We start from the raw sequence: 13,290 nt of genomic DNA, 5'->3' as shown, positions 1-13,290 counted from the left end.
TGCACTTAGAAGTGGACGCTGGTGGTCAGCAGAGCAGTGCGCCCGGCTGCCTGGTTGGCGAAGTGAGAGGCATAGGCCTTGTCGTAATAGACCTCATCAGTGAGGTTTTGCACGTTCAACTGCAGGTCGACGTTCTTGGTCAGCTTGTAGCTGGCCATAGCGTCGTAGCGCACATAGGAAGGCACGTAGACAGTATTGTTCAGGTCGCCCCATACATCGTCGACGTAAAACGCACCACCGCCCAGAGTAAATCTGTCGGTTACGTCATAAGTGGTCCAGAGGCTAAAGCTGTTCTTCGGAGTGTTTGGCAGTTGATTGCCTTTGGCTGGGTTCGCACCGCCGGTCAACTGGCCATTTCGATTGCCGGCTTCTCCCGGGTCAACCGCTTCGCTCTTCAAGTAGCTATAACCAGCGAATATTTGCCACTTGTCGGTCAGCTTACCGCTAGCGCCTAGCTCAATCCCATCAACGCGAGTGGTGCCAGAGTTTTCATAGGTGCTATTGGCGACCAACACACGGGTGTTTTCTTTCTCGGTGCGGAAAATGGCAGCGGTCAGGGCTACACGCTCGTGGAACAGGTCCCATTTGGTGCCAATTTCATAGTTTTTGGTAGTTTCCGGTTCCAGGTCGCTGATCAAAGTACTGTTACCCGGCGTATTCGGGTTGGTATCCACACCGTCGGTCACCCCTCCTGGCGGGGTCGCCGAGGTGGCAAAGGAAGCGTAGATACTGCCATTCTCAGCAGGTTTCCAGACGAGGCCAGCTTGCCAGTTCCAGAAGTGAGAGTTGTTGCGAGCTTTGCCGGTGGTACTGCTGTCAGCTTCGGTTTTGAACGAGTCGTAACGGGTGCCCAGGTTGAGCAACCATTGCGGATCGATTTCGATCGTATCGAAGATGTACGCTGCCCGAGTAGTGGATTCGGTGTTGGTAACACTGGCGTAGTTACGTGTAATCGAGCCTGTCCATGGGTCGTTCGGGTTTGGATTGGAAAGCGAGGTGCAGTTTGGAATACTGCCCGGGTTACACACCAACTTGCTGTTTGGACTGACCTGATAGCCACTGACCATGGTGTCTTCACGGGTGAACTCCACACCGGTGGAGTAACTGTGCTTAAAGCCCAGAGCCTGGAATTCGCCAAACAGGTCAGTTTGGTTGGTAGTCGTGGAGGTATTACTGATCCGCGAGTTGGCTCGGCGCCATACGGTGCCAAATTGGCTGACGTTGCGAGCACTGTCGTCTGGTTGGGTCAAAACATAGTCTTGACTGGTGCTGCCATGGCGCAAAGTATTCTTGATGGTCATCGAGTCATTGATATCGTGCTCGATGGATACAGTGCTGATATCTGCACGGGTTTTGCGGAAATCCCGCCCTTTGAGACCGTAGAAGTTGTCGCTATCACCGCCGTCTGTTGGCTTGTCGTGATCATGCGGCGCGGTCGCACCTGGCAGCTTGTAGCCATAAGGAATGCCTGAGTCCGGCAGATCATCGCTTTCCATATGGTAGTAGTTCAGATTGACGCGGGTAGGCGTACCCAAACCGAAGGTCAACGACGGAGCTACTCCCCAACGGTCGTAGTTGATCGAATCACGGCCAGCAACATTCTGCTCGTGGCTCATCAGGTTCAGGCGAAAAGCGGCGCTGTCCAGAAACTGGCGGTTTACATCCAAGGTGTAGCGACGAGTCTGATCCGAACCGTAAGTGAATCCACCGTTCAGGAAATCTTCCTGTTTCGGCGTTTTGCTGACCAAGTTGAGGCTACCCCCAGCCGAGCCTCGCCCGCCGACAGCAGAGTTTGGTCCTTTGCTGACCTCAATGGATTCAACGGCGAAGATTTCCCGCGTTTGAGCGCCTGTATCACGTACGCCATCGAGATAGGTGTCGCCTTGTGCATCAAAGCCGCGAATAAAGGGACGGTCGCCCTGCGGATTCCCGCCTTCGCCTGCACCAAAAGTGATGCCGGGAACGGTCCGCAACGCATCTTGCAGCGATACGGCACCGGTGTCCTTCAACACTTGTTGTGGAACGACTGTAATTGAGCGAGGGGTATCAACCAGCGGAGCGGTGTACTTCTGCGAGGAAGCGCGATCTACCTTGTAACCGGTATCTGCCGCATCGGCCTGCCCGGTCACGCTGGTTGCGTCCAAGGCAATCGCACCATTCTTGGCTGGCTCAGGATCTGCGGCATAGGCCATATGCCCCGCAGAAGTAGCGGTAATCGCTACACCAATGGCAGAAGCGAGCAAACGAGGTGAGCTGACAGCGGTTGGCACGTAGTGACGCGGCATGGTGGAACCCTTCCCCAGGTTTTTAGGCCGCGAAATATAATGTAAACAAATATGAGTAACAATTGAGAAAAATTGCTATTTGTTAGAAATTTACAATCTTTACAATTTGTTGCTGCGGGTTTTTCTTGCTGAAACGTCGCACCCCTCGGAAAGGACTTGTAGTAAGTCAATGGGAATCAATACCATTGACGTTCTTTCTGCCTATAGGTGCACGCGCCATGCTGCTACACATCTCCGGACTGTTCTCCGCCGAGGAAGTCACGCGTATTCGTGAAGCGCTGTCGCAGACCGATTGGGCTGACGGCAAGGTCACTGCCGGTTACCAATCGGCGAAGGCGAAGCACAATCTGCAGTTGCCTGAAGGCCATCCGTTGGCCAAAGAGGTCGGCACGGCACTGATCGAGCGTCTGTGGCAGCATCCAACGTTTATGTCGGCGGCATTGCCGCACAAGGTCTTCCCGCCGTTGATCAATTGCTATCAAGAGGGCGGCAATTTCGGCTTTCATATCGATAACGCCCTACGCCAGCCGCGTGGCAGCCACGAACGAGTGCGTACAGACTTGTCTTCGACACTGTTTCTGAGCAACCCCGAGGACTACGACGGCGGCGAACTGGTCATCCAGGACACCTATGGTGTGCAACAGGTGAAGCTGGCGGCAGGCGACCTGGTGTTGTATCCGGGAACCAGCCTGCACAAGGTCAACCCGGTCACCCGTGGCGCCCGCTATGCCGCGTTCTTCTGGACCCAGAGCCTGGTGCGCGAAGACAGCCAGCGCGCCCTGCTGTTTGAAATGGACAACGCCATCCAGGCATTGACAGCCGATATGCCTGATCACCCGGCGTTGATCCAGTTGACGGGCACCTATCACAACCTGCTGCGTCGTTGGGTCGAGGTCTGAGTCATGGCTTTTACATTGCGTAATCGCCAGGAAGTGGACAGCGACCAGTTCGCCCAGATGCTTGAACACAGCCCGGCCAAGGCGGCTCAGGCAATACTCGCGGCTGCAGGGCAAGAGGTCGTCGAGGCGCAATTGCTGCTAGGGCAGATTCTGCTCGATGGTCGGGGTATCGAGAAGGACCCTAATCTGGCACGTCGATGGTTCTTCATTGCTGTCGCCCAAGGCAGTGTCATGGCCGACAACATGCTTGGACGCTGCTGGGAGCATGGTTGGGGTGGCGAAGCGAACCAGACTCAGGCTGCCAAGCACTACCGGCAAGCGGCTCAAGGTGGGTTGGACTGGGGGATGTACAACTACGCAAATATGTTGGCAACCGGTCGCGGAGTGGGCCAGGACCCTGCTGCTGCGCTGGCGTGGTATCGCCAAGCAGCAGAACTAGGCCATGCCAAATCAATGAATCTGTTGGGGCGTTATCTGGAAGAGGGCGAATATTGTCCGCGTGATTTGGCTGCGGCGCGGCGCTGGTACCAGTGTTCGGCTGAAGCGGGTGATTTTCGCGGTCAGTTCAGTCATGCCGGGGTACTGGCCGCGCAAGGGCAGACGCAAGCGGCGCTTGAGTGGTTGCAGCAGGCCTTGGCAGGCGGCAATGAAAACTTCCTGCGTATTGCCGGGCCCGCGCTGGAGCAGGCCGAGCACGTCGAAGTGCGCAACATGGCAGTGGCCTACCGAACACGTCTGGCGCAATTGCAGGCTGAACGCTGAATGCACTGCGAGGCCATCCTGCGCCTTGTTATAAGGCGAATGATGGCCCCGCAATAGGCTGTCTGGCAGCCCGATACCGCGCTTACAGGTAGAAGGCTTTCAGCGGCGGGAAGCCATTGAACTCAACTGCGCTGTAGCTGGTGGTATAGGCGCCGGTCGACAGCCAGTACAGGCGGTCACCGATGGCCAGGTTCAGTGGCAGGCCATACTTGTAGTGCTCGTACATGATGTCGGCGCTGTCGCAAGTTGGACCGGCGATAACCACTTCTTCCATCTCGCCTTTCTTCTCGGTCCAGATCGGGAACTTGATGGATTCATCCATGGTTTCGATCAGGCCGGAGAATTTACCCACATCGGTGTACACCCAGCGCTCGACAGCAGTACGCGACTTGCGCGCGACCAGCACGACTTCACTGACCAGGATGCCAGCGTTGGCGATCAACGAGCGGCCGGGCTCAAGGATGATTTCCGGCAGATCGTCGCCGAAGTCTTCCTTGAGGAAGCGGATGATTTCTTCGGCATAGGTTTCCAGGCTATTGGTGCGGGTGATGTAGTTGGCCGGGAAGCCGCCACCCATGTTGATCAGTTTGAGTTCGATGCCGTCTTCTTCCTTGAGGCGCTCGAAGATCACTTTGACCTTGGCGATCGCCGCATCCCAGACGCTGATGTCGCGCTGCTGCGAGCCTACGTGGAAGGACACACCGTAAGGCACCAGGCCCAGGTCGCGGGCGAGGATCAGCAGGTCCATGGCCATGTCGGTCTGGCAGCCGAATTTGCGCGACAGCGGCCAGTCGGCAGTGGTCGAGCCTTCGGTGAGGATACGCACATACACTTTCGATCCCGGGGCGGCCTTGGCAATGTTGCGCAAGTCGGCTTCGGAGTCGGTGGCATACAGACGCACGCCCTTTTCATAGAAGTAGCGAATGTCTTTGGATTTCTTGATGGTGTTGCCATAGCTGATACGGTCAGCGCTGACGCCACGGTCCATCACTTTGTCCAGCTCGTAGATCGAGGCGATGTCGAAGCTCGAGCCTTTTTCCTTGAGCAGGTCGATGATCTCGACGGCCGGGTTGGCCTTGACCGCGTAGTAGACCTTGGCGAATTCGAAACCGGCACGCAGGTCGTCATAGGCCTGGCTGATCATCTGGGTGTCGATGAGCACGAACGGGGTTTCTTGCTTGTCGGCGAAAGCCTTCATTTTCTGGAAGGTATCGCGCGCGAAGTAGTCTTCGACCTGAATCGACATGCTTGGGACTCCATGGGCAAACTGAATAAAAAAGTGGCTGCAACTGAACGCCCTCCGTATCCCCACTTTGGTTCGCCTACTTCCCAAGGCATGTCGCCGAAAGCAAAAAGGTCAACCGTGCGTGATGAAGCGAGCTACGGGTGACCTTGCTGTCTCGTCGTCAGTACTTGAGCCGGATGGATCGTTTCCAGCATGGACGTTCGGCGCGAACTTTAGGACCTGAGGGGTTCAAGATCAACAAAAAATGTCGCGATTTTGCACACGTCTGTCGCCCGGTATTGCACAGCCACTTTTTAACCGACCCAGGTAAACAGTAGGTGTTCAATTTGATGACAAAAGCGTTAAAAATACCGAAATACCCAGCTAAATCCTGCCTATCGAGTCAACTCGCGTTGATGCAGTATTATTGGCGAAGTTAGCTGCGAAACTGGCGGAATTAGCTCGTTTGTTCGTTGCTCTTCAGGAAAATGGCGGCACGGAATATATCAGGCACCGTTCAATTTATTTTTCGTGTTCTGCAGCGCCGTTCAACCCTGGCAACCTGTACTTTTTTTCCCGGTTTGCGCTTCGTCGCTCGCCACGATCTTCGATTGCTGTGCTTAATAAGAAACATTACTATTCGCGACATTCCCCCAACGCTTGGCGAAGACCTGCATCGTGTCGCGACACAAAGGCTTTCTCGACCACTATCAAGAGCTGATCGGCACCTGGACGCGCAAGTTGCGCAATCGCCAGCAGGCCGAGGATCTGACACATGACGCTTTTGTCCGGGTTCTGGAGAACGATCAACTCGGGGTCGAGCAGCCACGGGCCTATTTGCATCAAACGGCGCGCAATATCGCGGTGGATGGCTACCGTCGGGAAGACCGTCGCCAATCCCTCGAACACGACATGTTCGAGGGATTGGCTGACAGTAACGGTGACCCGGAGGCCTTCATGCACGCGGTCGAGTTGGCTGACAGTGTCGAGCGCGCCTTGGCGCAACTGCCGCTCAATTGCCGACGTGTGTTTATCTGGCAGAAGCTCGAAGGGCTGACCCAGGCGGAAATCGCCGAACGCATGGGCTTGACCAAGAACATGGTCGAAAAGTATATGATCCGCACGCTCCGGCATCTGCGTGAGCACCTGGATGTGTCAACGAGATGAGTCAGGCAAATGTTTTCATGAATCAGGACGCGTGCCGCTGTGGCAACGAGGCTGTACGAGAGCAGGCCGCCCAGTGGTTTGCCCGCACCCGTGACGGCGCGCTGAGCACGGACCAGCAGGCCCAATTCGATGCCTGGCTGGCCGAGCATGTACCGCATCGGCAAGAGTACGATCTGCTCGCCCAACTGTGGAGCGCGGCGGATATGTTGCCGCGTGCGCGCCTTGAGGTGCTGTGCCAGGCAGATCCGGTACGCCAGTTGCCGCGTCGACGCTTCATTCAAAAGGCGCTGGCCGCTGGTATCGCGATCATGGCTATAGGATCAGGCTGGATGGGCTGGCAGCACCTTCAGCTCAACTATCAAGAGCAATTGCACACAGCGTTGGGTGAGCGACGCCAGGTTGATCTGCCGGATGGCACACGCCTGGAGCTCAATTCGCGTACACGACTGACCGTCGACTTCAGCAGCGGCCAACGGCGCATCGAATTGACTGCTGGTGAAGTCATGTTCAGCGTTGCTCACGACACCTCGCGGCCTTTTGTGGTGAGTACTTTCAACGGCACGGTAACCGTGACTGGCACCCGTTTCGACGTGCGCCTCGATCCGACCCGCACTCGCGTGGCAGTCGAGCAAGGCTCGGTCAAGGTACAAGGCAGTGGCAGCAATCAGACGCTGCTCAGCGCCGGGCTGGGCTCACAGATCGATGCCCAAGGCCAGGTCGCCGCACCGTATGCGGTGGATGCTGCGGCGTTGACGGCGTGGCGCAACGGCAAGCTGGTCTTCAATGACGCACCGTTGAGCGAAGTGGTCGAGGAGGTCTCGCGCTACCGTGCCCAACCCTTGCGCGTTGCACCTGGCAAGGTGGCGGCATTGCGCTTGAGCAGCAGCTTCAGCGCTGACGATACCGACGCCTTGCTGCGCGCACTGCCTAGCATCTTGCCGGTGACTATCCAGGCCAACGCCGACGGCTCCAGCGAAATAATTTCAAAATAAATTCAGGTTTTTTTTCAGTTGTTCGTCTTCCTGGCCAACTGCAACTGTCAAGCATTTACATTCGCATGCAGCTGGCACTTATCCCGGACTTTCAGGATTTCTCGACGACGTGAACAACAACAAGTTTTCCCTGCGTATTGCCGCACGCTCCCGTTTACTACCGCTCGCTCTGGCCTTGGCGGTCAGTGGTGGTATTGCCAGTAGCTATGCCGATCAGGCTGCGACCACCATACAGATCCAGGCCCAATCCTTGGCTTCGGCGCTGAGTCAACTGGGTCAACAGACCCCGTTGCAATTGTTCTTCAGCCCAGAGCTGGTCGCCGGCAAAATGGCCCCCGCAGTGTCCGGCACCTTGACCCCCGAACAGGCCCTGCAGACCTTGCTGCAAGGCAGCGGTCTTACCTATGAAATTTCCCAGGGCACGGTGGTGCTCAAGCCTGCGCAAGGCGCCGGTAGCTTGAGTACCGGTAGCCTCGAACTGGCTCCTACAGACATCAAGGTCGTAGGCGACTGGCTGGGCAATGCCGAAGAGACTGTGGTTCAGAACCACCCAGGGGCCCGCACCGTGGTGCGTCGCGAGGCCATGCTCGAGCAGGGTGCGATGAACGTTCGTGACGTGCTGCGTGGTGTTCCGGGCGTGCAGGTGCAGGATTCGAACGGTACAGGCGGCAGCGACATCGCGTTGAACGTAGGGGTACGCGGTTTGACGTCTCGTTTGTCGCCACGCTCCACGGTACTCATCGATGGCATCCCGGCGGCCTTCGCCCCTTACGGTCAGCCGCAGTTATCGATGGCGCCGATCTCCTCGGGCAACCTCGACAGTATCGACGTGGTCCGCGGCGCCGGGTCGGTGCGTTATGGGCCGCAGAACGTCGGTGGGGTGATCAACTTCGTTACCCGAGCGATTCCCGAAAAGGCTACCGGCGAACTTTCCACCACCATGGAGACTTCTCGCCATGGCGGCTGGAAGCACATCGAGTCGGCGTTTCTCGGTGGTACAGCGGACAACGGTTTGGGCGCGGCGCTGTTGTATTCCGGGGTTAACGGCAACGGCTACCGCAGCAGCAATAACGGCAACGATATTGATGATGTGCTGCTCAAGACCCACTGGGCTGTCACCGATAGCGATGAACTGTGGCTGAACTTCCACTATTACGATGCCAAGGCCGATATGCCTGGCGGCTTGACCCAAGCGCAGTTTGACGATGATCCCTACCAGTCCGACCGCGACTACGACTACTTCAGTGGCCGTCGCAAGGATGTTTCGCTCAAGTACCTGCGTCAGATCGACGACGTCACCCAGTTTGAAGTCCAAACCTACTACACCGATAGCTTTCGTGGCAGCAGCATCGCCGCGCGTGACCAGCAGACACTGTCCTCTTATCCGCGTAGCTACCACACCTTCGCCATCGAGCCACGCGTGTCGCGGATCTTCTTCGCAGGTCCCACCACGCAGGAGGTCAGCGTGGGTTATCGCTACCTCAAAGAAGCGATGCACGAGCAGGCAACTCGCCTGGCGTTGATCGATAACGTGCCAACCCCAGCTCCGGGCTCGGATGGCCATGTGTACCAGGACCGTACCGGTGGCACCGAGGCCAGCGCGTACTACATCGACGATAAAATCGATGTTGGCAACTGGACCGTCACGCCAGGAATTCGCTTTGAACACATCAACACCGATTGGCATGAACGGCCTGTAATCGGCACGGATGGAAAGCCGGTCAGCGAGAAAAATCGCAGCGTCACCAGCAACGAGCCGTTACCTGCACTGAGCGTGATGTATCACCTGTCCGATGAGTGGAAAGTGTTCGCCAACTTCGAAACTTCATTCGGCAGCCTGCAGTACTTCCAGTTGGGCCAGGGCGGCACCGGCGACCAGACTGCCAATGGCTTGCAAGCGGAAAAAGCCAAAACCTATGAAGTGGGGACGCGCTACAACAATGGCGAATGGGGTGGCGAACTGACGGCGTTCTACATCGATTTCGACGACGAGTTGCAATACATCAGCAACGACGTCGGCTGGACCAACCTGGGTGCCACCAAACACCAAGGTATCGAAGCGTCCATGCACTATGACCTGTCGGGGCTGGACCCACGCCTGCAGGGGTTGAGCGCCAATGCCGGCTTCACCTACACCCGCGCGACCTATGAAGGCGAGATACCAGGCTTCAAGGGTCGCGACCTGCCGTTCTATTCGCGGCAGATCGTCAACGCCGGGCTTCGCTACCAGATCAATCGCTGGACCTGGAACCTGGATGCCTATGCACAATCGAAGCAACGCGCACCTGGCACCGGTATGAACAAAGACGGCAGTTTCAATGGTGACTACATCACCGAGCCAAGTGCAGATGGCCAGTACGGAGATATTCCAGGCTACGTGACCTGGGCGGCGCGGGGAGGCTATGACTTCGGCAAGGATTTGTCGAACTTGAAGCTGGCAGCCGGAGTGAAGAACATCTTCGACAAGCAGTACTACACCCGCTCCAGCGACAACAACTCGGGCATTTACCTGGGAGAACCACGCACTTTCTACGTGCAGGCGAGCGTCGGGTTCTAAACCCTATTACGGGCGAACCCCAAAAAGGGGGTTTGCCCGTAATTCAGGAGCATAGGGTGGCGATTATTTAGCCGGGATGGTTCTCCAGATCGCTATCAATCGGTTCCTAGCGGTACGTCTACTTTTGCTCTTATGAAGGGTACGCCAGGCAAAAGGTAGGGTCTGATGAAATTCGCGACACGCTCTTTGTCTTTTTTTTGGCAATGGATATTAAAGTTCCAGCACGTCTTGACGGTATCGCCATCGCGGAAGAACTTGAATTTCACATCGACCACCTCTCTGTTGGTGGCAATGGCGAGCTGGACAATATCCTTCCACTTGTATTCGTGATGGTGGTACTGAGTGTGCAACTCGCGATAGCTTTTGGAGTGTGCCATTGAAAGATACGTCAAGCCTAGACCGCCTGGGCCTACCAAAGCGCCGATCAAGAAAGAAGGGTCAATGGTTGCCATGAAAATGAAGATGGCCGCTGTGATACCAGCCATCCATTTTAGGCAGGGCAGCGCCCATTTCGGAAAGTCTTTCCATTCACAATACTCCACGCCTGACTGGCTGATGCGATAGGCAAAATTCATCCGTTGGTGGGTCATGGAGGAAATCACTAGCATAAAAAAGCTAAAATAGAAAAAACTAATTGTCAGCTGAGTCCAGTGACCTGTTCCAAGAATTGGCCTAGAGTAAACTACGTAACTCCAACCCATCATTACAAACGACATGAAAATGAACATGCAGTTTGCTACAGTCGTGTTGTAGTTTCGTGCTCGGATTGTCCAGGTAAGTAGTTCTGGCTCATGCGAAAATTTCCACTTAAGTTGTGGTGGGAGGTCAGGAGCACTATAGAGATTGAATAGCATGGTCGTCACGACGTTTTCTGGTTAGATGCGGTTTAATTTTAAGGTTTGTATTGTTTGTCAATGGTGCAATGTCTTCCCTTCCTCTGAATTCGCTCCTAAAGTTGTAATTGCGCTACTCGCCTCTTGCTCTAGGCATTTTAAGTACCAGTCACTGGTGTCCGCGACCGTCCGCGCGCCTCAGTACATTGGTTAGACATAAGATGCCATGTTAGTGGTAGGATGATTTGTCGATATTTTGACCCGAGTGTTTCTAATGGTCGAATTTGATGAGTTAATCAGTTCCAAGCGGAACGTTCACTTTTGCCCTTATGAGAGGTACGCCAGGCAAAAGGTAGGGTCTAATGAAATTCGCAACGCGCTCTTTGTCTTTCTTTTGGCAATGAATGTTGAAGTTCCAGCACGTCTTGACGGTATCGCCTTTGCGGAAGAACTTGTATTTCACATCGACCACTTCTCTGTTGGTGGCAATGGCGAGTTGGACAATATCCTTCCACTCGAATTCGTGGTGATGGTATTGGGTGTGCAGCTCTCTATAGCTTTTTGAGTGTGCTATTGAGAGATAGGTCAAGCCTAGACCGCCTGGGCCTACCAGGGCGCCGATCAAGAAAGAAGGGTCAATGGTTGCCATGAAAATGAAGATGACAGCGGTGATACCAGCCATCCATTTTAGGCAGGGCAGTGCCCATTTCGGAAAATCTTTCCATTTACAATACTCCACGCCAGACTTGCTGATGCGATAGGCGAAATTCATTCGTTGGTGGGTCATGGAGGAAATAACCAGCATCAAAATACAAAAAAAACAAAAGCTGATTATTAGTTGAGTCCAATGCCCCGCACCTGGAGCAGGTGTTGAGTACACGGCATAACTCCAGCCAAATATTACAAGCGACATAAACGCCAGCATGGAGTTGGCGATGACTGTATTGTAATTTCGTGCTTGAATTGTCCAGGTTAGTATTTCGGGTTCATGCAAAAACTTCCACTTGAGTTGGCTTGGCAGATCGGGTGGTTTGTTGAGGCTGATTAGCATAATGATGCTCTTGAATTTAGTGGGGTATTGCTAGCTTTAATAGTTGGGTGCTTTTTTTCATCAGCACTACGCCATCTTCTTCCTTCAGTTCTCCGCTAAAGGCATTATTGGATCGATCCGCTTCTTGTGCTGACCCTGCAAGTGACAAGCGAAATAGGTAGCCGCGACCGTCAACGCGCCGCAGTACATCGGCTGGATATAAAACTTCCATTTCAAAAGTAGGGTCGGCAGTTGATGTTTCGATCCAGGCTTGCCAAAGCCTATGCTCATCGGTATCGGTATAGATGTAATCTTTGTTGTTTGTGGCTCCACGAGGGTCGTCAGGTAGCTGACCAAGTAATCTGGGGTTTACCCAATTGCCGTTAAGAAATTGGACGTAATAATTATCCGGTGTGAGTTGCAATCCGGCCTTGCAAAAGTAGGTTTTGTCGACCATTGCAGGTTGTAAGGTCAGCTCCTTTCCCGCCAATGTCGCAGGTACTAGAACTTGTATCCAAAAGCCCTTCCACCTTCTCATGGTGTGGCCACCTCCGTAATACAATCCCCTGCCCACGACAGTGGGGCGTTGCAGCGTCTCCAGCAGCGCGCGAATTTGTTGGGGGTGGCCGTCGTTGCCCATCCATTCAGGTTTTGCACCGCGTCCCCAACTGCATCGGTGCAGCCATAGTCGTAAGCCTTCGCGTTTGTAGCGATTGGCGGTCATGGTGATCAGTAGATAGGCGATGCCTAGTCCTGCTAAAAAAATCGTTACTGGCGTGGACATGATCCAGGCAAAGTTGATCCAATATCCTAAGCCCGCGCCAATTAATTGTGCCGCGGCAACGCCGGACATAGCTCCAGCGACATAGAATTTCCAGCTAAGGATGGCATGCTCTTCCTCACTGGTGGCACGCTCAGCTTCTAGAGAAATTTGCCAAGCCTCCAATCCCGCCGCAACAGCCCCCAGCGTAGCCCATGTCGCCGTGCGCAGAATTAGGCCTTTTGTAACCGCCGCAAACTCTCGTGCTACTGCTGCCTGGCTACTACCGCTGGCAAGGGTTTGCGCCTGTCGCAGCCATTCGGAATAGCCAGCTTTAGCGACCTTCAACGTTTCTTTACCAAGTTCGGTAACCATCCCTCCCGCCCGTTTCCACGCCGGCCCCACCCACAGCGCCGCCACCGCGTTCCCCGCATACGCCGCATTGGCACTCAGTACACGCCATTCCTCCGCCGTGAACTGTCCGTCATTGCTGGCTTGTTTGGCGGTGTTCCACAGGTTCCACGCGTTCAAGCCGACCAGCACTGCGGGGAGGGCGGTGCCCAGGTTTTGTCCCATCCAGGCTTTGGTGCGGGCCAGGTACTGGCCTCGATCGGCGGTTTGCATGTTTGCCATGACTTCGGCCTGGCCCAGGTCGGTGAGCCAGTGGTTGATTTGCGTCACGCCGATCCTCAGGCGGGTGGCGCCACTGGCGCTGGCGATGATTTGGTTGGGGCGCATCAGGACCTGCGTTTTCATTCGCCCATCCAGCGCCTGCAGGGC

General features: G+C 55.2%; 9 protein-coding genes and 1 pseudogene. 5 read left to right on the top strand and 5 right to left on the bottom strand.

Annotated elements, in window-relative coordinates:
• Positions 1 to 5: 5 nt before the first annotated feature.
• Complete coding sequence (locus V0R60_RS26035) at positions 6 to 2,285, bottom strand: TonB-dependent receptor (protein ID WP_330080935.1); 2,280 nt, start codon at positions 2,283 to 2,285, stop codon at positions 6 to 8.
• Between the two features lie 218 nt (positions 2,286 to 2,503).
• Between V0R60_RS26035 and V0R60_RS26030 the strand changes: the two genes are divergently transcribed.
• Together V0R60_RS26030 and V0R60_RS26025 are read left to right on the top strand one after the other, a co-directional pair.
• Positions 2,504 to 3,184: a Fe2+-dependent dioxygenase gene (locus V0R60_RS26030; RefSeq protein ID WP_330080936.1), complete on the top strand. Its 681-nt coding sequence runs from the start codon at positions 2,504 to 2,506 to the stop codon at positions 3,182 to 3,184.
• A gap of 3 nt (positions 3,185 to 3,187) precedes the next feature.
• The gene (locus V0R60_RS26025) at positions 3,188 to 3,946 is read left to right on the top strand and encodes a tetratricopeptide repeat protein (RefSeq protein WP_330080937.1); all 759 of its coding nucleotides are present in this window, start codon (positions 3,188 to 3,190) and stop codon (positions 3,944 to 3,946) included.
• Positions 3,947 to 4,028: 82 nt separating this feature from the next.
• On the opposite strand, the gene V0R60_RS26020 is transcribed toward V0R60_RS26025, so the two are convergent.
• Positions 4,029 to 5,192, bottom strand: a complete 1,164-nt coding sequence (locus V0R60_RS26020) for a type III PLP-dependent enzyme (protein WP_136478019.1) — start codon at positions 5,190 to 5,192, stop codon at positions 4,029 to 4,031.
• Positions 5,193 to 5,849: 657 nt separating this feature from the next.
• Here V0R60_RS26020 and V0R60_RS26015 point away from each other — a divergent pair.
• The 3 genes from V0R60_RS26015 (at position 5,850) to V0R60_RS26005 (ending at position 9,887) form a co-directional block, all read left to right on the top strand.
• Positions 5,850 to 6,338 carry an RNA polymerase sigma factor gene (locus V0R60_RS26015; RefSeq protein ID WP_136478018.1) on the top strand — a complete coding sequence of 163 codons (489 nt, stop codon included), beginning with the start codon at positions 5,850 to 5,852 and terminating at the stop codon, positions 6,336 to 6,338.
• Between the two features lie 17 nt (positions 6,339 to 6,355).
• A complete protein-coding gene (locus tag V0R60_RS26010; protein ID WP_330080938.1) occupies positions 6,356 to 7,330 on the top strand; it encodes a FecR family protein in 975 nt (324 codons plus the stop codon).
• A 109-nt stretch (positions 7,331 to 7,439) separates the two neighbouring features.
• Positions 7,440 to 9,887 carry a TonB-dependent siderophore receptor gene (locus V0R60_RS26005; protein ID WP_375547303.1) on the top strand — a complete coding sequence of 816 codons (2,448 nt, stop codon included), beginning with the start codon at positions 7,440 to 7,442 and terminating at the stop codon, positions 9,885 to 9,887.
• Between the two features lie 95 nt (positions 9,888 to 9,982).
• Here V0R60_RS26005 and V0R60_RS26000 read toward each other — a convergent pair whose 3' ends face one another.
• From V0R60_RS26000 to V0R60_RS25990, 3 genes and pseudogenes are all read right to left on the bottom strand, one after another.
• Positions 9,983 to 10,477, bottom strand: a complete 495-nt coding sequence (locus V0R60_RS26000) for a hypothetical protein (protein ID WP_330080939.1) — start codon at positions 10,475 to 10,477, stop codon at positions 9,983 to 9,985.
• Between the two features lie 535 nt (positions 10,478 to 11,012).
• Positions 11,013 to 11,771, bottom strand: coding sequence for a hypothetical protein (locus tag V0R60_RS25995; protein WP_330080940.1), 759 nt, complete (start codon positions 11,769 to 11,771; stop codon positions 11,013 to 11,015).
• Positions 11,772 to 11,787: 16 nt separating this feature from the next.
• Positions 11,788 to 13,290 (bottom strand): annotated as a pseudogene (locus tag V0R60_RS25990) (T6SS effector BTH_I2691 family protein); the annotation flags it as partial.

The organism is Pseudomonas auratipiscis (assembly GCF_036324085.1).
Lineage (GTDB): Bacteria > Pseudomonadota > Gammaproteobacteria > Pseudomonadales > Pseudomonadaceae > Aquipseudomonas > Aquipseudomonas auratipiscis.
This window is presented reverse-complemented; position numbering and strand designations above follow the sequence as displayed.